18 protein-coding genes are annotated in these 22651 nt (G+C 58.5%); 11 read left to right on the top strand and 7 right to left on the bottom strand.

What is annotated here, in order from left to right:
• Nucleotides 1-84: 84 nt before the first annotated feature.
• Complete coding sequence (xni, locus tag IYV58_RS22070) at nt 85-840, bottom strand: flap endonuclease Xni (protein ID WP_004124395.1); 756 nt, start codon at nt 838-840, stop codon at nt 85-87.
• Between the two features lie 97 nt (nt 841-937).
• A complete protein-coding gene (locus tag IYV58_RS22065; protein WP_195729261.1) occupies nt 938-2881 on the bottom strand; it encodes a sigma-54-dependent Fis family transcriptional regulator in 1944 nt (647 codons plus the stop codon).
• Nucleotides 2882-3152: 271 nt separating this feature from the next.
• Here IYV58_RS22065 and ssuD point away from each other — a divergent pair, with 271 nt between their 5' ends.
• The 3 genes from ssuD to IYV58_RS22050 all read left to right on the top strand — a co-directional run bounded on the left by ssuD (nt 3153) and on the right by IYV58_RS22050 (nt 7244).
• Complete coding sequence (gene ssuD / locus IYV58_RS22060; protein ID WP_049088640.1) at nt 3153-4325, top strand: FMNH2-dependent alkanesulfonate monooxygenase; 1173 nt, start codon at nt 3153-3155, stop codon at nt 4323-4325.
• A gap of 41 nt (nt 4326-4366) precedes the next feature.
• A complete protein-coding gene (locus tag IYV58_RS22055) occupies nt 4367-5764 on the top strand; it encodes an FAD/NAD(P)-binding protein (RefSeq protein WP_195729260.1) in 1398 nt (465 codons plus the stop codon).
• 73 nt (nt 5765-5837) lie between these two features.
• Complete coding sequence (locus tag IYV58_RS22050) at nt 5838-7244, top strand: LLM class flavin-dependent oxidoreductase (protein WP_004124386.1); 1407 nt, start codon at nt 5838-5840, stop codon at nt 7242-7244.
• Between the two features lie 169 nt (nt 7245-7413).
• Here the strand turns inward: IYV58_RS22050 and IYV58_RS22045 are convergent, their stop codons facing one another.
• The 5 genes from IYV58_RS22045 to queF form a co-directional block, all read right to left on the bottom strand.
• Nucleotides 7414-8355: an aliphatic sulfonate ABC transporter substrate-binding protein gene (locus IYV58_RS22045; protein WP_004124383.1), complete on the bottom strand. Its 942-nt coding sequence runs from the start codon at nt 8353-8355 to the stop codon at nt 7414-7416.
• Nucleotides 8356-8501: 146 nt separating this feature from the next.
• The gene (locus tag IYV58_RS22040) at nt 8502-9869 is read right to left on the bottom strand and encodes an L-serine ammonia-lyase (protein ID WP_004124379.1); all 1368 of its coding nucleotides are present in this window, start codon (nt 9867-9869) and stop codon (nt 8502-8504) included.
• Between the two features lie 53 nt (nt 9870-9922).
• Nucleotides 9923-11212: an HAAAP family serine/threonine permease gene (locus tag IYV58_RS22035; RefSeq protein ID WP_004124376.1), complete on the bottom strand. Its 1290-nt coding sequence runs from the start codon at nt 11210-11212 to the stop codon at nt 9923-9925.
• 544 nt (nt 11213-11756) lie between these two features.
• On the bottom strand, nt 11757-13124 hold the full coding sequence (gene ppnN, locus IYV58_RS22030) for a nucleotide 5'-monophosphate nucleosidase PpnN (protein ID WP_004124374.1): 1368 nt from the start codon (nt 13122-13124) through the stop codon (nt 11757-11759).
• A 111-nt stretch (nt 13125-13235) separates the two neighbouring features.
• Nucleotides 13236-14081 (bottom strand): NADPH-dependent 7-cyano-7-deazaguanine reductase QueF, encoded by an 846-nt coding sequence (queF, locus tag IYV58_RS22025; protein ID WP_004124372.1) that lies wholly within the window; start codon nt 14079-14081, stop codon nt 13236-13238.
• 69 nt (nt 14082-14150) lie between these two features.
• Between queF and syd the strand changes: the two genes are divergently transcribed.
• The 8 genes from syd (at nt 14151) to IYV58_RS21985 (ending at nt 22651) form a co-directional block, all read left to right on the top strand.
• Nucleotides 14151-14696 (top strand): SecY-interacting protein, encoded by a 546-nt coding sequence (gene syd / locus IYV58_RS22020; RefSeq protein ID WP_004124370.1) that lies wholly within the window; start codon nt 14151-14153, stop codon nt 14694-14696.
• 633 nt (nt 14697-15329) lie between these two features.
• A complete protein-coding gene (locus IYV58_RS22015; protein WP_004124369.1) occupies nt 15330-15659 on the top strand; it encodes a YqcC family protein in 330 nt (109 codons plus the stop codon).
• Complete coding sequence (truC, locus tag IYV58_RS22010; RefSeq protein ID WP_004853649.1) at nt 15659-16453, top strand: tRNA pseudouridine(65) synthase TruC; 795 nt, start codon at nt 15659-15661, stop codon at nt 16451-16453. The genes IYV58_RS22015 and truC overlap by 1 nt, the downstream gene beginning before the upstream one ends.
• A 2-nt stretch (nt 16454-16455) precedes the next feature.
• Complete coding sequence (locus IYV58_RS22005; protein WP_004124364.1) at nt 16456-16899, top strand: flavodoxin; 444 nt, start codon at nt 16456-16458, stop codon at nt 16897-16899.
• A gap of 485 nt (nt 16900-17384) precedes the next feature.
• Nucleotides 17385-18734, top strand: coding sequence for a galactarate/glucarate/glycerate transporter GudP (gudP, locus tag IYV58_RS22000; RefSeq protein ID WP_142446847.1), 1350 nt, complete (start codon nt 17385-17387; stop codon nt 18732-18734).
• 5 nt (nt 18735-18739) lie between these two features.
• The gene (locus IYV58_RS21995; protein WP_004124358.1) at nt 18740-20080 is read left to right on the top strand and encodes an enolase C-terminal domain-like protein; all 1341 of its coding nucleotides are present in this window, start codon (nt 18740-18742) and stop codon (nt 20078-20080) included.
• Nucleotides 20081-20099: 19 nt separating this feature from the next.
• The gene (gene gudD, locus IYV58_RS21990; RefSeq protein ID WP_004124355.1) at nt 20100-21440 is read left to right on the top strand and encodes a glucarate dehydratase; all 1341 of its coding nucleotides are present in this window, start codon (nt 20100-20102) and stop codon (nt 21438-21440) included.
• Nucleotides 21441-21511: 71 nt separating this feature from the next.
• Nucleotides 21512-22651 (top strand): glycerate kinase, encoded by a 1140-nt coding sequence (locus tag IYV58_RS21985; protein WP_049113325.1) that lies wholly within the window; start codon nt 21512-21514, stop codon nt 22649-22651.

The raw sequence follows: 22651 nt of genomic DNA, 5'->3' as shown, positions 1-22651 counted from the left end.
CCTTACCGGGGCTACTGGGTCATCACCGTCTGCGGATCGGTAGCCCGGAAAGATGCGCAGCATTGCCTCCGGGAAGCCCCAGCGCTAGCGGGCCAGCCGCAGCTGCTGCAGGTTGCCGTCCAGCTGTAAATCGGTTTGCAGACGTGCGATTTCCCGGCAGGTGAAGGCCATCTCTTGCTGTTCTTCCAGCTTCTTGCGCCACTTCTCCGGCACGTCCGCCAGCCGCGCGTAGATTCCTTCCAGATCCTGGAAATCGGTTAATAGCTGGGCGGCGCTTTTTGGACCAATCCCCGCCACGCCGGGAACCTTTGAGCTGCTGATGCCCGCCAGCCCCCAGTAGTCGGGCAGCTGCTCCGGCGTCACGCCAAACTCTTTGGCGATAAACGGCGCGTCGAGCCAGCGCTTCTGGAAATAGTCGCGGATGCGAATCGTCGGCGACAGCAGCTGGCAGTAGCCTTTGTCGGTTGAAACGATGGTTGCCTGATGGCCGGCCTGCGCCACCTTTACCGCCAGGGTCGCGGCGAGATCGTCAGCTTCGCTGCCGCTGAGCGCCCAGCAGCGAAACCCGCGCTGCTCAAACGCCGCCCGCAGCGCCGGCATTTCCGCTTCGAGGGTCTCCGGCATCGGCGCGCGCCCGGCTTTATAATCGGGCAGGCGCTGATGCCGCCAGCCGTGGCCGCGGTCTTCATCATCAAATACCGCCACCACGTGGGTCGGCTGGCTATGAACCACCAGCTGTTCGAGCGCATGCAGGCAGGTATCGACGCAGGGTGACCCCTGCACCGCATGGATGCGGCGAATCAGATTAAGTGCGTCGACGATTAGCAAATGAACGGCCACGGATCCCCCTTATTCTCAACGTCTTTTAGGGTAACACCACCGCGCGGATGAGGCTATTGGCACCAGGAAAATCAGGAAGATGCCTCGCAGTTTCGGGCTAACCAACGTGCATCAGCAGGCGAGGATCGCTATGAGTGGCCTCGCCGTACCAGACCGCCTCGCGTACCGACACCGGTTTGTGGATCAGGCCCAGCGCGTAAAAACGATCGGCGATACTTTGCTGGGCGCGAATCACGTGGAGATCCATTGGCCGCGGTCGATGGCTGCGGCGCGCCAGGGCTCGGGCCAGAGAAGCGGCGTTAAGCCCCAGCTCGGCGGAGAGCAGTCCGACGGCTTCCTCCCGATGCTGGTCGATAAACTGCCCGGTCTGCGTCAGTTCCGCCAGCAGGCGCTGCATGATATCGCTATTGCGGCTGGCGTAGTCGCGGCGCGACAGGTAGAACTGGTGGTTATTGACGCGCCCCTCGCCGCTGGCGACAACCCGTAATTCACCGCTATCTTCCGCGTCGCTGAGCAGCGGATCCCACATCATCCAGGCGTCCACAGCCAGGTAATCGCTGGCGGTCAGTGGATATTTCGGCGGAATATAGACCACTTTGACGTCATGTAATCCCAGCCCGGCCTCTTCCAGGATATGCAGCAGCAGCCAGTGCACGTTAGAACCTTTATTCAGCGCGATACGCTTGCCGCGCAGGTCGGTAAGGGTGCGAATGTCGCTGTGCTGCGGGACGACCATCGCCACGCTTTGCGGCGCGGGTGGTTCCCAGGCGACGTAGACCAGCTCGCTGTTATTGGCCTGCGCGAAAACCGGCGGCGCTTCGCCGGTGGTGCCAAAATCGATTTCATCGCAGGCTAGCGCGTGCAGCAGCTGCGGCCCGGCGGGGAACTCGCTCCACAGCACGCTGACGCCGCGGCTGGCAAAGGCTTGCTCAAGACTTTGTCGCGCTTTCAGGATGCCAAGATTGCCGAAGCGCTGGAAGCCGATACGCAGTTCCCGGTCGCGAGAGATCTTTTTGACCGCCGCGCTGTAGCGGGGCTCCTGACGGCGGCGGCTTTTAATGATGCCTAAATTTGCCAGCTGCGTGCGCAGCGCGTGGCGGCTGATACCGAGCAGCGCCGCGGCCTGACTTTGATTATCGTCACTGTGGGCCATCGCGCCGCGTATCAGCGCCCCGGTGACCCTTTCCCACAGCGGTTCGCCCGGCAGGGAAAGCTGACGACGAATAAAATCGTCGAGTTCATTATCGCCAACTGCCGAGGGCTCGTTGTTCAGGGTCGTCAGCCGCAGCTGGGCGGGGCCGATCTCCTCTTCTTTACTCAGCAATACCGCGTTATGCAGGGTGTTTTCCAGCTCGCGAATATTGCCCGGCCAGGTGTACGCCATCAGTCTTGCCAGCGTCTCCGGGGCCAGACGGCGAACCGGGCGACCTAAGCGGCGGGCGTAGAGCGAGAGAAAATGGTCCGCCAGCACCGGAATATCCTGGCGACGCTGGCGCAGCGGCGGCAGCGGCACGATGGCGATATTCAGTCGATAGTAGAGGTCTTCGCGGAAACGACGCTCGCGGATGGCCTGCATCAGATCCACGTGGGTGGCGGCGATCACCCGCACATCGACCTTAATGGCCTTGCGCGAGCCGACGCGGGTGATTTCGCGCTCCTGCAGGACGCGCAGCAGTTTCACCTGGAGCGCCAGGCTAAGCTCGCCGATTTCATCGAGCAACAGCGTGCCGCCTTCCGCCGCTTCGAACCAGCCGGGATGGCTTTGTACCGCGCCGGTAAACGCTCCTTTTTCATGGCCGAACAGCTCCGCTTCCGCCAGGCTTTCGCTGAGCGCGCCGCAGTTGACGGCCAGGAACGGCCGGTGACGGCGCGGGCTATGGTGATGCAGGTAGCGGGCGACGACCTCTTTACCGGTGCCGGTTTCGCCGACGATCAGTACGGTCGCCTCTGTTGGGGCCAGTTTATCCAGCAGGCTCTGAAAAGCTTTCGACGCCGGGTCGATCAGCGTGGGCGTTGAGGATGGAAATTCAGGATTCAGCATGGTTGACCTCCGGCTTTTGATATCCTGAAGTTATCCTGTGCCGGGGACGGAAACCAGAGGGCTAACTCGCCGGTCAGTTGCAAATGCCGCAGTCCGAACGCATTGGCTGCGGCATTTGCAACAGCGGTATACGGTCCCGTTTTATCTAACCGACTGATTTTGTATTGTTAATTTTTTATTCACCATTGGCACGATTATCGCTAACACTCATATAACCAAATTAAAACAACTCTTCGATAAATATCGAATATGGTTATATAGGAAATCGATAATGACGCAAAAAACCGACGACAAAATCAATGTGTTCTGGTTTCTGCCCACCCACGGCGATGGTCGCTACCTGGGCACCGCGGAGGGCGGGCGGCCGGTTGATTTGCCTTACCTGCAGCAGGTAGCGCTGGCGGCCGACAGCCTCGGCTACTACGGCGTGCTGATCCCAACGGGGAAAAGCTGCGAGGACTCCTGGCTGGTGGCCTCGGCGCTGGCGCCGCTGACCCGTCGCCTGCGCTATCTGGTGGCCGTTCGTCCGGGCCTGCAGCCGCCGACGCTGGCGGCGAGGATGGCGACGACGCTCGACCGTCTGTCGGGCGGTCGGCTGCTCATTAACGTCGTCACCGGCGGCGATCCGGTGGAAAACAAAGGCGACGGTATTTTCCTCAGCCACGGCGAACGCTATCAGGTCACCCGCGAATTTCTCGACGTCTACTCGCGCCTGCTGAAAGGTGAAAAGGTGGATTATCACGGCGAGCATATCCACGTGGAAGGCGCGGAAGTGCTGTTTCCGCCGGTACAGGAAAACGGCCCGCCGCTGTTTTTTGGCGGCTCCTCTGAGGAAGCCATCGACGTTGCCGCCGATCAAATCGATACCTACCTGACCTGGGGGGAGCCGCCGGCGCTGGTGGCCGAAAAGCTGGCGGTAGTGCGCGAGCGCGCCGCCGCCCGGGGCCGCACGTTGCAGTACGGGATTCGTCTGCATGTGATTGTTCGCGAAACCGAAGAGGAGGCGTGGGCCGCCGCCGATCGGCTGATTTCTCACCTTGATGACGAGACCATCGCCCAGGCGCAGAAAATTTTTGCCCGTATGGACTCCACCGGCCAGGCGCGCATGAGCTCGCTGCATAAAGGATCGCGCGACAATCTGCGTATTGCGCCGAACCTGTGGGCGGGCGTAGGGCTGGTGCGCGGCGGGGCGGGAACGGCGCTGGTCGGCAATCCGCAGCAGGTGGCAGAACGCATTCGCGAATATCAGGCGCTCGGTATCACCAATTTTATCTTCTCCGGCTATCCGCATCTGGAAGAAGCCCATCGTTTCGCTGACCTGGTCATGCCGCTATTGCCGCTGGCAGGCCACGATCAGCCGAAGGCGCGTAGCGTCAATACCGGCCCGTTCGGCGAAACCATCGGCGGCGATAAGCGTCCGGTGAAACAGGTCAGCGCAAGCTGAGGAGGCGCGTATGTTACACCGGTTTCTGAAGGCGGTGGGCTATGCAAACTGAACCGCACGTAGTGATCGTCGGCGGCGGATTTAGCGGTGCGGCGGTGGCTATTCATCTCCTGCGCCTGGCGCCGACTGGCGTGCGGGTCACGCTGCTGGAGCCGCGCGAGGTGCCCGGTGCGGGCGTGGCCTACTCCACGACCGAACCGAGCCATCGGATTAACGTTCCCGCCGCACGGATGCAGCTTGCCGGGGAAGAGGAGGGCGCATTCGACCGCTGGTACCGCAGCCAGCCTGCTTTTGCTGATGATCCGCAGGCTCTGTTGGAAGACGGCGCGGTCTATCCGCAGCGCGGCCAGTTTGGCCGCTACGTCGCCCAGCGTTTTGCCGAGAAGGCGCGCGCCAGCGGTGGGCGGCTGACGCATCTGCGCGAGCAGGCGCTAAGGTTTGAAGATGGCGAGATTATCACCGATGGCGGGCATCGGCTGCGGGCCGATCTGCTGGTGCTGGCCATCAGCCATCCGCCGCCCTCTCTGCCGTCGCTGGCGACGCCGTTCGCGATCCATCCGGCGCTCATCGCTAACCCCTGGCGAACGGGCGTGCTGGACGCTATCGCGCCGGAGGCGAGCGTCGCGGTCATGGGCACCGGCCTGACGATGGCGGATACCGTCGCGACGCTGACGCGGCTGGGACATCGGGGGCCGATAACGGCATTTTCACGCCGTGGGCTACTCTCCCGCAGCAACCTGAGCGGCAGCGCTGACCCCTGGGAAGGCGAGTATACCTACGGATCGCTGCGCCAGCGGCTGCGGCAAATCCGCCGGGATATCGACCGCGCCGCAGAGCGGGGGCAGGCCTGGCAGGTGGTGCTGGACGCGGTGCGTAATCAGGGGCAGGAGATCTGGCAGGCGCTGTCGGTGGCCGATCGTCAGCGCTTCCTGCGTCATTTACGCAGCTACTGGGACGTTCACCGCTACCGTATCGCTCCCCAGGTCGCCGGGATTCTTGAGCAGCGCCAGCGCAACGGCAGCCTGCGAGTGCTGGCGGCCAGGATTACTGCGCTGGCAGGCGACGCGCAAAAATTGACGCTCACCCTCTCGCCCCGGGGCGGTGAAGCGCAGCGGGTGAGCGTTGACCATTTTATTTTAACCACCGGCCCGGCGCACGGGGCCCTCACCGACAGCCAGCCGCTGCTGCGCCAGCTGAGCCAGGATGGGCTGATTCGCGCCGACGCGTTTGGCCTCGGGCTGGACGTTGATCGCCGCTCGCGGGCGATTGGCCGGGAAGGGCGGGTCGCGCCCAATCTGCTGGTCTCCGGGCCCGCCGCGCGGGCCCACTTCGGTGAACTGATGGGGCTACCGCAGGTAGCTGACCATGCCGCCGCCGTAGCTGCCGAAGCATTACTGGCGCTGGGCATTAAGCAATCCGCCCGATGTCCGGCGTTCTGAACGCCTTTTATCCCCTGATTCCTTTAATGATTATGCGCGCGTCCCGACAGCGGGGCGCGTCGTGGAGAGCGCTATGTCATCACAACGTGAAATTCGTCTGAACGCTTTTGATATGAACTGCGTCGGCCATCAGTCGCCGGGGCTGTGGGCCCATCCTCGCGACCGCTCCTGGCAGTATAAAGACCTTGAGTATTGGGTCGACCTGGCGCGTTTGCTGGAGCGCGGCAAGTTTGACGGGCTGTTTATCGCCGACGTGCTGGGCGTCTATGACGTGCTGAACGGCAACGGCGATGCGGCGCTCCGCCAGGCGGCGCAGGTGCCGGTCAACGATCCGCTGGCGCTGATTACGCCGATGGCGCTGGTGACGGAGCATCTCGGATTCGGTCTGACCGCTTCGCTCTCTTTTGAGCATCCCTATCCGTTCGCCCGCCGCCTGTCGACGCTCGACCATCTGACGAAGGGGCGAGTGGGCTGGAATATCGTGACCTCCTATCTGGAGAGCGGGGCGCGTAATATTGGCCAGAAAGCGCAGACCGACCACGATGCCCGCTACGACTACGCCGATGAGTATCTGGAGGTGGTCTATAAGCTGCTGGAAGGGAGCTGGGAGGATGGCGCGGTGCTACGCGACAGGGAACGTAAGATCTTCAGCGATCCGCGAAAAATTCATCCGATTAACCATCAGGGCAACTTCTTTTCGGTGCCGGGGATCCACCTCTGCGAGCCATCGCCGCAGCGTACGCCGGTGCTCTATCAGGCGGGCGCTTCCAGCCGCGGCAAGCAGTTCGCCGCCGGCCACGCGGAGTGCGTATTTGTCGGCGCGCCGTCGAAAGTGCTGCTGAAAAAGACGGTGGCGGATATTCGCCGTCGCGCCGAGGAGGCCGGGCGCGATCCGCGCAGCATCCTGATCTTCAATATGCAGACGGTCATTGTCGGCGAAACCGACCGTGAAGCTCAGGCGAAATGGCAGGAGTATAAACCGTACGTTAGCTACGAAGGGGCGCTGGCGCTGCTCTCCGGCTGGACCGGCATCGACCTTGGTCAGTATCAGCCGGATCAGGTGCTGGAGTATCTGCATACCAACGCGATTCAGTCGATGGTAGAGGCGTTTTCCACCGCCGATCCGAATAGCCAGTGGACCGTACAGAAGCTGGCGGACTGGGCGGGGATCGGCGGCTTCGGGCCACTGGTGGTCGGCAGCCCGCAGACGGTCGCCGATGAGCTGCAGTCCTGGGTCGAGGAGACCGACGTCGATGGCTTTAACCTCGCCTATGCAGTGACCCACGAAACCTTCCGCGACGTGGTGGATTTGCTGGTCCCGGAGCTGCAAAAGCGCGGCGTGTTTAAGCAGGAGTATCGCGAGGGAACCCTGCGCGAGAAGCTGTTTGGCGCCGGCCCGCGGCTGGCTGCGCCGCATCCGGGCGCAGGCTATCGCTACGGCGCGCAGGTCGTGGTCGGACGTGAAGAGAAGGTGAGTTAATTTTGCCGGTCCCCCTCTCCCCGAAGGGTGAGGGGCTGAACTGTGGGGCGGAAGGTTTTTCCCGGAGGCGGCGCTTGACAAGCCTGTCCGGGCTAAGGGTCTATCACCATCTGCGGGCCGGTAGCCCGGGTAAGGCGCTGGCGCCGCGACCCGGGAAGGAAGGGAAGGCTTACTGTTTATCCAGCGACCAGGTTGCGCTACGCACATCGACTTTCACCGGCAGCAGGCCGATACGGGTGAAGGTATCCGCCAGCGCCTGCTGTTCGTTATAGACCGCAGGCGTCATACGCTCTGCGCCATAAGGCAGACGCGCCAGCGTCTTCAGCCAGATAGCTTTATCCAGCCCGGTAGAGGTGGAGAGGATCCCGGCGGCATCGTCCTGATGACCGTTGGCCCATTCGCTCAGTTTACCCAGCTCATCCACCACCTGCTTTGCGGTATCCGGATACGTGTCGGCAAATTTGCGGCTGGCCAGGTAGAAAGTGTAGTGCGGCACCAGCCCTTCGGCATTGCGAATCTGCCGCGCTTTGGCGTTCGTTTCCACTTCGGCGAGGAACGGATCCCAGATAACCCAGGCGTCAATGGCGCCGCGCTGGAAGGCGGCGCGGGCGTCAGCAGGCGGCAGATAGACCGGCGTGATATCTTTATAACTCAGCCCGGCTTTCTCCAGCGCGGTCACCAGCAGATAGTTCACGTCGGAGCCTTTGTTGAGCCCCACGCGCTTGCCTTTAAGGTCGGCGACACTCTTAATCGTCGAGTTTTCCGCCACCACGATGGCTTCGGTTTTTGGGTTCGCCGGAGAGTGGGCTAAATAGACCAGATCCGCCTGCGCCGCCTGGGCAAAGGCCGGGGGCGCATCGCCGGTGGCGGCAAGATCGATGCTGCCGACGTTCAGTCCTTCCAGCATCTGCGGCCCGGCGGGAAATTCAATCCAGCGTACGGCGATACCCTGCTTTTTGAAGCTTTCATCGAGGGTGCCGCGATATTTAAGCAGCGCGAAGATATTCGCTTTCTGATAACCGATGTTCACGGTCTCCGGCGCCTTCGCCAGCGCGGAAGTGGATAAGCCTGCAAGCAGGAGCAGCAGCGTCGGGCGGGATAATCTGAGCATGATTTGTTCTCCTTGAGCGGTTTTCCGTAAGGTAACAAATCGTCTTTATAACTAATAAATAACTAAATTATCATTTATATAACATAAATGAAGGGTGAGGGCAGGGAAAAGACAGCCCGGCATACCGCAGCATACCGGGAGAGGGGTTAATCGCAGGCGACAATCTTCATTGCCAGGCCGCCGCGCGAGGTTTCACGATATTTGGCGTTCATATCTTTGCCTGTTTCGTACATGGTCTCGATGACTTTATCGAGGCACACCCGCGGCTCGCTGGTGCGGCGCAGGGCCATACGCGCGGCGTTGACCGCCTTGACCGCCGCGATAGCGTTACGCTCGATGCACGGCACCTGCACCTGGCCGGCAACCGGATCGCAGGTGAGACCGAGGTTGTGTTCCATACCAATTTCCGCAGCGATGCATACCTGACCCGGACTGCCGCCCAGCAGTTCAGCCAGACCGGCCGCCGCCATTGAACAGGCTACGCCGACTTCTCCCTGGCAGCCCACTTCGGCGCCGGAAATTGAGGCGTTCATCTTATAGAGCGAGCCAATGGCGCTGGTGACCAGCATATAGCGCGCCAGCGAGTTGGCGTTCACTTTGCGGATGAACTTGTCATAGTAGGCCAGCACCGCAGGTACGATACCGCAGGCGCCGTTGGTCGGCGCGGTCACCACGCGCCCGCCGGCGGCGTTCTCTTCGTTAACCGCCAGGGCGAACATATTAATCCAGTCAACGACCGCCATCGGGTCGCTGTTGGTATTGTCCTGGCTTACCAGCATCCGGCGCAGCGCGGCGGCGCGACGGGGAACCCGCAGCTTGCCCGGCAAAACCCCCTCGGTGGTAATGCCGCGCTCAATTCCGCTGCTCATCACCTCCCAGACCGCGGCAAAGTGCTGCTCCAGCGCTTCTTTACTGTGCAGCGCCAGCTCGTTTTGCATCATCAGGCCGGAGAGCGATAGCCCGCTTTCGCGGCAGTGGCGCTGCAGGTCGGCGGCGCTTTTATACGGATAAGGGACGGCGACAGGCGCTTCGGCGGTCACGCCGAAATGGTCTTCGTCGACGATAAACCCGCCGCCGATGGAGTAGTACGTCTGGCTGTAGAGAACCTTCTCGCCGCCGAGGGCGGTAATACGCATGCCGTTCTCATGCCGCGACAGGTTGTCGGCGTGGAAATTCATGCACTGATCGACCGGGAACGCCACTTCCTGCTGGCCGTTCGCCAGCATCAGGCGGCCATGGGTGTTGACGTCCTGGATAAAGCCGGGAATCGCGTCGATATCGACGGTATCCGGCAGGTTGCCCGCCAGGCCCATAATAATCGCGATGTCGGTATGGTGGCCTTTACCGGTCAGGGAAAGGGAGCCGTAGACATCGACGACGACTTTGGTTACCTCGGGAAGCAGCCCGCGCTCAATAAGATCGTCCGTGAATTGTTTGCCCGCTTTCATCGGTCCAACGGTGTGGGAGCTGGAAGGGCCAATGCCGATTTTAAAAATATCGAATACGCTGATCATGATGCATCCAGTGCTGTCGGGAGGCGCGCCGCCGTTAAGCGGCGCGGGGGATATTAGCTAAACAGAGAGTAGAAAATCGCGGAGATAGCAATCAGGCCCATAATCACTACGAATACGTTGCTGACGTGGCCGCTGTATTTGCGCATCGCCGGGACTTTCTGAATCGCGTACATCGGCATCAGGAACAGAATCATCGCGATAATCGGGCCGCCCAGAGTTTCGATCATCCCAAGGATGCTGGGGTTCAGCGTCGCCACAATCCAGGTGGTGACCAGCATGAACAGGGCGGTGATTTTGTTCAGTTTGTTGATTTCGATGGACTTGCCTTTACCGCGCAGGGATTTAATCACCATGCCGTTAAAGCCTTCGCGAGCGCCCAGGTAGTGGCCAAGGAAGGATTTGGTGATGGCGATCATCGCAATGATCGGCGCCATCCAGGCGATGATCGGCGCGTTAAAGTGGTTCGCCAGGTAAGACAGAATCGAGATGTTCTGATCTTTCGCCGCCGCCAGATCCGCCGGGGAGAGGCTCAGTACGCAACTGAAGACGAAGAACATCACGGTAAGCACCATCATAATGTGCGCGCGGGCCAGAATGCTGGAACATTTTTTCTCTGCGCCCTGGCCGTACTCTTCGCGTTTCGCCACGGCGAAGGAGGAGATGATCGGCGAGTGGTTAAAGGAGAACACCATGACCGGAATCGCCAGCCATAGGGTCATCCACAGGCCGTTGCCGGTCGCGGTCGCGCTGCTCAGGGAGAGTGTCTCCAGCGCCGCGCCGTTCCACTGCGGGATCAGATAAAAGGCCAGGATCATCAGCGCGACCACGAACGGGAACACCAGCACGCTCATCGCTTTCACAATCATCTGCTCGCCGAAGCGCACGATGGTCATCATGCCGACAATCAGAATCAGGGAAAGAATCGCGCGCGGCGGCGGCGTGATATGCAGCTGGTGCAGCATAAAGCTTTCGACGGTATTGGTGATCGCCACGCTGTAAACCAACAGAATCGGGTAGATGGCGAAGAAGTAGAGCAGGGTAATCAGCTTACCTGCGCCGACGCCGAAATGCTCTTCGACCACTTCGGTGATGTCTTCACCTGGATTCTTACCGGACAGCACGAAACGGGTCATCCCGCGGTGGGCGAAGAAGGTCATCGGGAAGGCCAGAATCGCCATGATGATCAGCGGGATCATACCGCCGACGCCGGCGTTGATCGGCAGGAACAGGACGCCCGCGCCGATAGCCGTGCCGTACAGGCCCAGCATCCACATGGTGTCCGTCTTACGCCAACCGCTACGGGTAGCATCCGAAACGATGGTGCTGGTTTGAGTGGTTTCCATCTGTATCTCCTGGAGGAAGCAACAAAATCTATTGAATAAAAAAGACCAAATAATATGAAATTCGTTTGTTTACGGTTTTTTAGGCATTTTCTCCGTAACAATTGGTGCGGGAAGATACATTTATATGGTGAATGCATCAGTGATCGCGATCTCAAATGCAATAATCCACTTTAAATGTAAGCAATTTTAGTCCAACAGCCTGTTTCTGGTGATCAGCCAGAGATTTGTGGCGCGGAGGCTATCATTTTCAGCATATGAGAGAATAGTGGCGGGACGTAATAACGAGGTTTTTACTGTAAAAATGCGATGTTCTCGACGTTTTTACGTTAAAAGTCATCTTTCCTGGTGATATTTATTGCCATTTTTGGAAACGCAAACGATTGGCTTTTGTGGAAATGGCGCTAAAAATTCATAAAAGGAATGATTTATTTGGAAAGCATTCGGGCGTATTGAGAACTGAAGACGCGGGGAAATATTGCGGCAAGGGCGGGGAGAAATGCCCGGGGGGCGTAAGCCGCCGCCCGGGAGAAGAGCACAAGAGAACTCAGGAACAGATTTCGTAGCAGGGGATGTAGGCGGTGCCGCCCGGCAGCTTCATACGATGCTGCGCCACAAAGCCCTGCAGCAAGTCATCCATGCGGCGCATCATCGCCGGATCGCCGTGAATCTTATACGGGCCGAATTTCTCGATAGCCTGGATACCCACCTCTTTAACGTTACCGGCGACGATACCGGAGAAGGCGCGGCGGAGATCCGCTGCCAGCACTTCCACCGGCTGGTCCGGATAGAGTTTAAGGTTGGCCATATTGTCGTGGGTGGGGTCGAACGGCATCTGCAGGTCCGGCGCAATACGCATCGACCAGTTGAAGCTGTAGGCGTCTCCGGTTTCGCGGCGGTTCTCTTTGACCATCGGCATCGCTTTTTTCATCTGACGGGCAACTTCTGCGGCGTCGTCGATGATGATGCGATAGTGACGACGGGCGGATTCGCCCAGCGTATGGACGATAAACTCATCCAGTACGCGGAAATAATCGGCGCTCTCTTTTGGCCCGGTGAGGATCAGCGGCAGAACCTGCGACTTGTTCGACGGGTGCATCAAAATGCCCAGCAGATAGAGCAGCTCTTCCGCCGTGCCCACGCCGCCCGGGAAGATGATGATGCCGTGGGCGATGCGCACGAACGCCTCCAGACGTTTTTCGATATCCGGCATGATGATCAGTTCGTTCACCAGCGGATTCGGCGGCTCGGCGGCGATAATTGACGGTTCGGTCATCCCGATAAAGCGGCTGTCTCTGTAACGCTGCTGCGCGTGGCCGACGGCGGCGCCTTTCATTGGCGCTTCCATCGCGCCCGGTCCACAGCCGGTGCAGATGTTAAGTTCGCGCAGACCCAACTGGGTGCCTACGCGGCGGGCGTACAGATACTCATTTTCGTTAATCGAGTGGCCGCCCCAGCAGACAATCATATTTGGCGCTTCGCCAACGTGCAGGGCGCGGGCGTTACGCAAAATGGAGAAGACCAGGTTGGTGATATGCACCGAGCTTTCAAGATCGAGGTTCGGGAAGCGGACGGTGTTGTGGATCTGGCCGTAGACGAACAGGATATCGCGCAGTACGGCAAACAGGTTGGCCTGCAGGGAACGGATAATACGCCCGTCAACGAAAGCGTCTTCCGGCGGGTTGATCAGTTCCAGCTTCACGCCGCGTTCGCGACGCAGCACGTTAATATCGAAGTTTTCAAAACGAGACAGAAGCTCCTTGCTGTTATCGGTCAGGCTCCCCGAGTTGAGCACAGCAAGCGAGCAGTTGCGAAAGAGTTGATACAGGTCACTGCTGGCGGTGCGTTTAAGCATATCCACTTCCAGCTGCGACAGCATATCCATTGAACCAAGCGGGCTAACATGTGTAATCAAGTGAACTCCTTACAGGACGATTATCGTCTTCCTGTGATTACAATAGCCCTGCTGATGGCGTTTTCACAACCTTGCGCGCGGGTTAACGCACGCAAATTGTGAAAATGTTGATTATTGACGGGCGAGGCGACCGGTGGCCGGCACAAAATCGGTATTGCTGCGCCACGGGTTGATGTCCAGACCGCCGCGTCGCGTGTAGCGCGCATAAACCGAAAGGGCTTCCGGCTGGCAGAAACGCTGAATATCGTTAAAGATGCGCTCTACGCACTGCTCGTGGAATTCGTTGTGATGGCGGAATGACACCAGATAGCGCAGCAGTTTTTCGCGATCGATTTTCGCCCCGCGATACTGAATCTGCACCGAGCCCCAGTCAGGCTGATGGGTAATCAGGCAGTTGGACTTCAGCAGATGGCTGACCAGGGTCTCTTCGACCACTTTGCCGGCAGCGGCGTCCTGCAGGTAATCGGCGCTAAACTGGTAGTTATCGATTTCAATATCCTGGTCGTCGATGCAGGTGCCGTGCAGATGGGCCACCGGCTGGCCTTCGAGCTCATCAAGGCGATACAGCGACACCTTCACTTCCCCTTCGGCGCAGGCGCTGAGATCGCGCGCCAGCGTCGCCTCGACCGCCTGCCAGTCGGCAAAACGCGTCTGGTTAAAGCTGTTGAGATAGAGCTTAAAGCTTTTTGATTCCACCAGATTTACGGTGGTGTCGCTGAGCTCAACGTGGCCCACGGCGACCTGCGGCAGACCTTTGGCGTTCAGCCAGGAGAGCTCGTACAGCGTCCAGATATCGGCGCCGTGAAACGGCAGATTATCGGCGTGCAGATCCAGCGGGTCGCGGTTCAGGCTGCGCGGGACGCCCTGAAGCAGGCTGGCGTCGTAGGTATCGCGGTAATCGGTTGATTTTCCGAGCGTGAGGCCGGCCAGCGCCTGATGATTATCGTAAGAAGACATGTTTCACCATAGTTAAAGCGGTTACACTATATGCCAAGTGTATCCTGTCTAACGTGAAGAGAGAAACCGGTGGATCAGCAAACCGCAGAAGCGCTACAAGCATTTACCCAACGTTACTGTGAGGCGTGGCAGCAGCAGCGCTCCAGCCTGCCGCGTAGCGAAGAGCTTTACGGTATTCCGTCGCCGTGCGTCAACGGCACGGATGATGACGGTGTTTTCTGGCAGCCGCAGCCGTTTTCATTAGAACAAAACATTCACGCAGTTGAACGGGCGCTGGAGATTGTGGTACAACAACCGCTTCATGCTTATTATACCACTCAGTTTGCCGGTGATATGCAGGCGCGTTTCGCCGATGAAACCATGACGCTGCTGCAAACCTGGAGCCCGGATGATTTCCAGCGGGTGCAGGAAAATCTGATCGGTCATCTGCTGGTGCAAAAGCGTTTGAAGCTGTCGCCGACCCTGTTTATCGCCACCCTCGACAGCGAACTGGATGTCATTTCGGTCTGTAATATGAGCGGTGAAGTGATCAAAGAGACCCTTGGCACCCGAAAACGCGCGACCCTTTCCCCCTCGCTTGCGAGTTTCCTCAATTCCCTTAAGCCTGTTCTGTAATCCAGACTACTCAAATTTTTGTGAGAGATCTCTTACAAGACCTGTAAGAGATCGTCATCATTTAAGCCGATCCTTCAAGGACTATATTTTAAGAAATTTAAGATTTTTCAAGTGATTAATGATTTTCTTATTAAGGATACTGACGAATAATCTTAAGATATTGTCTTAACAAGGGTTGTAAGACAGGGCGGAATCAGGGATTCTATACACATCGACAGGGAGTTGATAAACGAAGTGAACATCAGGATGATGACGCTTCTGCAGGACCCGCCAGGACGGCGTTGCAAGGACAGGCTTCAGGATGAAGCACAGGATAACGCAGGATTGCGTAAAAGGACACCTCCAGGAAGGAGAACGAGAGCCGAGCGGGACGTTCGGTGGATCAGGAAGATCAGGATAGACTTAAGGATGAGTTATTTCGCATCGGGGTGGTGTGAAAGCAGGATGCAACTGTTTATGGATGAACATGGTCAGGAGACCTCAGGAAAAGTTTTCAAGGACGAGCAGGGAGCACCAATGTAGCTGGATTGCTGCAAAACGAACCGGGAGCACTGTTTTATACAGTGCTCCCTTTTTTTATTTCTCGTCTGAATTTGCTATTCTGCGCCGGTTTTCAACTCACCGAGGTTTCCCATGACTCTTGACCATCGCGTGCGCGAGCGCCTGCTCGCCATTGAAGCGCTGCTGCGCGAAACGGAACACTGGCAGGATAGTGCCCCCGATAGCCGCGCGTTTGCCAGCGAACAGCCGTTTTGCCTCGACACCATGGAGCCGATTGAATGGCTGCAGTGGGTATTGATTCCGCGTATGCGCCAGCTGCTGGAAAGCGGAATGCCGCTACCGCAGAACTTCGCCGTTGCCCCCTATTATGAGATGGCTCTCGATAACGCTCACCCCGTACGCGAGCGGTTGCTGGCCGAACTGGTCCTGCTGGATGCGCTGTTTGCCGGCGGCGAAGCCTGATGCTGGAAATTTTATATCAGGACCGTTGGCTGGTCGCGGTAAACAAACCTTCGGGCTGGCTGGTGCACCGTAGCTGGCTGGATCGTGATGAAAAAGTGGTGGTAATGCAGACCGTGCGCGACCAGATAGGCCAGCACGTGTTCACCGCCCATCGTCTCGACAGGCCGACGTCCGGCGTGTTGTTGATGGGGCTATCGAGCGAAGCAGGAAGATTGCTGTCGCAGCAGTTCGAGCAGCATCAAATGCAGAAACGCTATCATGCGATCGCCCGCGGCTGGCTCAACGACGAAGCGGTGCTTGATTATCCGCTGGTTGAGGAGCTGGATAAAATCGCCGATAAGTTCGCTCGCGAAAATAAAGACCCGCAACCGGCGGTGACGCATTATCGCGGCCTGGCGACGGTAGAGATGCCGGTGGCGACCGGACGTTACCCCACGACCCGCTATAGCCTGGTGGAACTGGAACCGAAAACCGGACGTAAACATCAGCTGCGTCGCCATCTTGCCCATCTTCGCCATCCGATTATCGGCGATAGCAAACACGGCGATTTGCGGCAGAATCGCAGCGCGGCGGAACATTTTGGCTGCGATCGGCTGATGCTGCACGCCAGCCAGCTCTCGTTAACGCATCCCTTTACCGGCGAACCGCTGGTCATTCGCGCCGGTCTTGACGACGTCTGGATGCGCGCGCTGTCGCAGTTTGGCTGGCGCGGCCTTCTCCCGCTAAATGAAAGGGTTGAGTTTGCCGACGACTGCGGTCAGGATGAAGAGATACAGGTCAATTCAGGGAGCTAGTCATGGCGGAAGTCGGAATTTTTGTCGGTACGATGTATGGAAATTCGCTCCTGGTCGCCGAAGAGGCGCAGGCTATTTTGAGCGGGCTGGGTCATCAGGCGAAAGTCTTTGAAGATCCTGAAGTCAAAGACTGGGAGTCATATACCGGGAAATATGCGCTAGTGGTGACTTCGACCACCGGGCAGGGCGATTTACCGGACAGCATTGTGCCCTTGTACGAAGGCATCAAAGATATGTACCAGCCGCATTTACGCTATGGCATTATCGCCCTGGGCGATAGCACCTACGCCAACTTCTGCGGCGGCGGTTTGAAGTTTGATGCGTTATTGCAGGAGCAGGGCGGCACGCGCGTGGGCGATATGCTGATGATTGACGCCAGCGAAGATCCGGAACCCGAAAGCGTCTCTAACCCATGGGTAACGCAGTGGGCGACGCTGCTTGATTAAAAAGTTTCGCCCTCTCCCTACAATAGAGGGCGCCCCTTTTATTACTGATGTTCAATGCCAGTGCCAGATTAACGGTCAAAAAGATCGTACCAATTCTCCGCGCGGCTGGCTTCGGGCATTTGCCTTAAAACCTGTGTTATGCCAGGGTCTTTACCGGGCTATTTCACGGGGTCAAGAGAGTTGATTCACACTCCTGTCTTTTGTACCGCCCTCTCCACCTCTCAACGGGCGCGGTTTTTCATTTCCGTGAACCATCCCCCATCTCGTTAGGCATACGCCATAAATCAGATTTGCTCAGCCGGTGAAAGCTGTGTATTTGCACGGTGAGCCCGGCAGCCCCTCTTTTTATACTTTCCCTGCCAGTTCCCAATGCAGTGCCAGATATAACGAAAACAATGAAAAACACTAACACGTCATTCTGAGTACCCTACAGGTTGTGCTGTTCAGAATGAACGTAGCTAACGCTATGATTCAGGAGTGCAACAATGAGTTCATTAAGTCAGGCGGCGAGCGGCGCTGAAAAGCGCACCAATGCTCGCTACTGGATAGTGGTGATGCTGTTTATCGTCACATCCTTCAACTACGGCGACCGCGCCACCTTATCCATTGCCGGATCGGAGATGGCCAAAGATATTGGTCTTGACGCCGTTGGCATGGGTTATGTTTTCTCCGCCTTCTCATGGGCCTACGTTATCGGTCAGATCCCAGGCGGCTGGCTGCTTGACCGATTCGGTTCAAAACGCGTCTATTTCTGGTCCATTTTTATCTGGTCCATGTTTACCCTACTGCAGGGCTTCGTCGATATCTTTAGCGGCTTCGGCATTATCGTCGCGTTGTTTACCCTGCGTTTCCTTGTCGGCCTGGCCGAAGCGCCATCTTTCCCCGGAAACAGCCGTATCGTCGCGGCCTGGTTCCCCGCCCAGGAGAGGGGCACGGCGGTGGCTATTTTTAACTCCGCGCAATACTTTGCCACCGTTATTTTTGCGCCAATCATGGGTTGGCTGACCCATGAGGTGGGCTGGTCGCACGTGTTCTTCTTTATGGGCGGCCTCGGGATTATCATCAGCTTTGTCTGGCTGAAGGTGATTCATGAACCGAACCAGCATCCGGGTGTGAACCAAAAAGAGCTGGATTACATTGCCGCAGGCGGCGCGCTGATCAACATGGATCAGGCGGCAGCCAAAGCCAAAGTGCCATTTAGCGTAAAATGGGGGCAAATCAAGCAGCTGCTGGGTTCCCGCATGATGATCGGCGTCTATATCGGTCAATACTGCATCAACGCTTTAACCTATTTCTTCATCACCTGGTTCCCGGTTTATCTGGTGCAGGCGCGCGGCATGTCCATTCTGAAAGCCGGTTTTGTCGCGTCGGTGCCGGCAATTTGCGGCTTCGCGGGCGGCGTGCTCGGCGGGATTATTTCCGACTGGCTGATGCGGCGTACCGGCTCGCTGAACATCGCGCGTAAAACGCCGATCGTGATGGGAATGCTGCTGTCGATGGTGATGGTGTTCTGTAACTACGTCAACGTGGAGTGGATGATCATCGGTTTTATGGCGCTGGCCTTCTTCGGTAAAGGCATCGGCGCGCTGGGCTGGGCGGTGATGGCGGATACGGCGCCGAAAGAGATCAGCGGCCTGAGCGGCGGTCTGTTCAATATGTTCGGCAATATCTCCGGCATCGTGACGCCAATTGCCATCGGCTATATCGTCGGAACCACCGGTTCGTTTAACGGCGCGCTGATTTATGTGGGTGTCCATGCGCTGGTGGCGGTGCTGAGCTATCTGGTGCTGGTCGGTGATATTAAGCGTATTGAACTGAAACCAGTGGCAGGATAATCATCATGACAACGCAATCGAGTCCCGTTATCACGGACATGAAGGTTATCCCGGTGGCCGGGCAGGACAGTATGCTGCTCAACATCGGCGGCGCCCATAACGCGTATTTCACCCGCAATATCGTGGTGCTGACCGACAACGCCGGCAATACAGGCGTCGGCGAAGCGCCAGGCGGCGAGGTGATTTATCAGACGCTGGTTGACGCTATCCCGCAGGTGTTGGGCCAGGAAGTCGCCCGCCTGAATAAAGTGGTTCAGCAGGTGCATAAAGGCAACCAGGCCGCGGATTTTGACACCTTCGGTAAAGGCGCCTGGACGTTCGAACTGCGGGTGAACGCGGTGGCGGCGCTGGAAGCAGCGCTGCTGGATCTGCTGGGCAAAGCGCTCAACGTGCCGGTTTGCGAACTGCTCGGGCCGGGCAAGCAGCGTGATGCGGTGACCGTGCTGGGCTATCTGTTCTATGTAGGCGATCGTACGAAAACCGATCTGCCCTACCTGGAAAGCACGCCGGGCAGCCACGCGTGGTATCGCCTGCGCCATCAGGAAGCGCTGAACAGCGAGGCGGTGGTGCGCCTGGCGGAAGCCGCGCAGGATCGCTACGGCTTTAAAGATTTTAAACTGAAAGGCGGCGTGCTGCCCGGCGAGCAGGAGATCGAAACCGCCCGCGCGCTGAAGAAGCGTTTCCCGGATGCGCGCATTACGGTCGACCCTAACGGCGCCTGGCTGCTGGACGAAGCCATCGCTCTGTGTAAAGGGCTGAACGATGTGCTGACCTACGCCGAAGACCCCTGCGGCGCCGAGCAGGGCTTTTCCGGCCGCGAAGTGATGGCGGAATTCCGCCGCGCTACCGGTCTGCCGGTAGCAACTAACATGATCGCCACCAACTGGCGCGAAATGGGCCATGCGGTGATGCTGAACGCCGTGGATATTCCGCTGGCCGATCCGCACTTCTGGACCCTGTCCGGCGCGGTGCGCGTGGCGCAGCTTTGCGATGACTGGGGCCTGACCTGGGGCTGCCATTCCAATAACCACTTTGATATTTCACTGGCCATGTTTACCCACGTCGGCGCGGCGGCGCCGGGTAACCCCACGGCCATTGATACCCACTGGATTTGGCAGGAGGGAGATTGCCGCCTGACCAAAAATCCGCTGGAGATTAAGCGCGGAAAAATCGCGGTTCCGGACGCGCCAGGACTTGGCGTTGAGCTGGACTGGGAGCAGGTACAGAAGGCACATGAGGCCTATAAAAGGCTGCCCGGCGGCGCGCGTAATGACGCAGGCCCAATGCAGTACCTGATCCCCGGATGGACTTTTGACCGTAAACGCCCCGTTTTCGGTCGTCACTGATTTGAATAAGGATTGAACTATGAGCGCACAATTTTCGACCCCCGTTGTTTCTTCTATGCAGGTCATTCCGGTCGCGGGCCACGACAGCATGCTGATGAACCTGAGCGGCGCGCACGCCCCGTTCTTCACGCGTAATATTGTGGTAATTAAAGATAATTCCGGCCATACCGGCGTCGGCGAAATCCCCGGTGGAGAGAAAATCCGCAAGACTCTCGAAGATGCGATCCCGCTGGTGGTTGGTAAGACGTTGGGTGAGTATAAAAACGTGCTGACCGCCGTGCGCAATACTTTCGCCGACCGCGACGCCGGTGGACGCGGTTTGCAGACCTTCGATCTGCGTACCACAATTCACGTAGTGACCGGGATCGAAGCGGCGATGCTGGATCTGCTGGGCCAGCATCTGGGCGTGAACGTGGCGTCTCTTCTGGGCGATGGTCAACAGCGCAACGAAGTGGAAATGCTCGGCTATCTGTTCTTCGTCGGTAACCGTAAAGCCACGCCGCTGCCGTATCAGAGCCAGCCGGATGACAAATGCGACTGGTATCGCCTGCGTCATGATGAAGCGATGACCCCGGATGCGGTGGTGCGCCTGGCGGAAGCGGCGTATGAGAAATATGGCTTTAACGACTTTAAACTGAAAGGCGGCGTGCTGGCCGGGGAAGAGGAGGCGGAATCTATCGTCGCGCTGGCGAAGCGCTTCCCGCAGGCGCGCGTAACTCTGGATCCGAACGGCGCGTGGTCGCTGAATGAAGCGATTAAGATCGGCAAATATCTGAAGGGATCGCTGGCCTACGCGGAAGATCCGTGCGGCGCCGAGCAGGGCTTCTCCGGTCGTGAAGTGATGGCGGAGTTCCGTCGCGCCACCGGTCTGCCGACGGCGACCAATATGATCGCAACCGACTGGCGTCAGATGGGCCATACGCTGTCGCTACAGTCGGTGGATATTCCGCTGGCGGATCCGCACTTCTGGACCATGCAGGGTTCCGTCCGCGTGGCGCAGATGTGCCATGAGTTTGGCCTGACCTGGGGCTCGCACTCTAACAACCACTTTGATATCTCGCTGGCGATGTTCACCCATGTTGCAGCGGCGGCGCCGGGGAAAATTACCGCCATCGATACCCACTGGATCTGGCAGGAAGGCAACCAGCGTCTGACCAAAGAACCGTTTGAAATTAAAGGCGGGATGGTACAGGTACCGGCGAAACCGGGTCTTGGCGTAGAGCTTGATATGGATCAGGTGATGAAAGCCCATGAGCTGTACCAGAAACACGGCCTGGGCGCGCGCGATGACGCTATGGGCATGCAGTATTTAATCCCGAACTGGACGTTTGATAACAAGCGTCCCTGCATGGTGCGCTAAGGAAATATCGGTCCCTTCGGGGGCCGATTGACCGCACGGCATCGGGTCATCGTTCATTTTAAGGACAGCTTATGAAGATAGTGATCGCACCGGATTCATACAAGGAGAGCCTGAGTGCGCTGGATGTTGCTACCGCGATAGAGCAAGGTTTTCGAGAAATTTACGCCGATGCGGAATATGTCAAACTGCCGGTTGCCGACGGCGGCGAAGGGACCGTCGAAGCTATGGTCGCCGCAACCCAGGGATGCCGGATAGCGGTTACCGTCACCGGTCCCCTCGGCGAGCCGGTGGACGCTTTTTACGGCCTGTCGGGCGATAAACAGTGCGCGTTTATCGAAATGGCGGCGGCAAGCGGTCTGGAGAGCGTGCCGCCGGCGCGGCGCAATCCGCTGCTGACCACTTCGTGGGGGACCGGCGAGCTGATTCGCCACGCGCTGGACGCGGGTGTGTCGCAAATTATTATCGGCATCGGCGGCAGCGCGACGAACGACGGCGGTGCCGGAATGGTACAGGCGCTGGGGGCGAAGCTGCTGACTAAAGATAACCAGCAGATTGCCGCCGGCGGACGCGCGCTGGAAAACCTCGCGCGTATCGACGTTAGCGAACTGGATAAGCGCCTGGCCAGCTGTCGTATCGACGTCGCTTGCGATGTCACCAATCCGCTGACGGGGCCCGAGGGCGCGACGGCGGTATTTGGGCCGCAGAAAGGGGCGACGGCGGAGATGATCTCCTGCCTGGATAGCGCGCTGGCCCATTTTGCCGAGATTATTCATCGTGATTTAGAAATGGATGTGCTGCATCTTGAAGGCGGCGGCGCGGCGGGAGGCATGGGCGCGGGCCTGTACGCCTTTTGCGGCGCAAAGCTGCGGCCGGGGATTGAGATCGTGACCGACGCTCTGCACCTTGCTGATATCGTGGCGGATGCGGACCTGGTGATTACCGGCGAAGGGCGTATCGATAGCCAGACGGTGCACGGCAAGGTGCCGGTTGGCGTGGCGAGGGTGGCAAAACGCTATAATCTGCCGGTCATCGGCATTGCCGGGAGCCTGACGCCTGACGTCGGCATCGTGCATCAGCACGGCCTGGATGCGGTATTCAGCGTGATTTATTCAATTTGTACGCTGGATGAGGCGCTGGAAAATGCCGCTGAAAACGTGCGTATGACGGCGAGAAACGTTGCCGCCGTGCTGAAAATGGGGCGGTTATTGTAG

The sequence above is a fragment of the Klebsiella sp. BDA134-6 genome, assembly GCF_015601345.1.
GTDB lineage: Bacteria > Pseudomonadota > Gammaproteobacteria > Enterobacterales > Enterobacteriaceae > Klebsiella > Klebsiella grimontii.
Note: the sequence above shows the minus strand (reverse complement) of the source record. Positions and strands in the feature narration are given on the sequence as shown.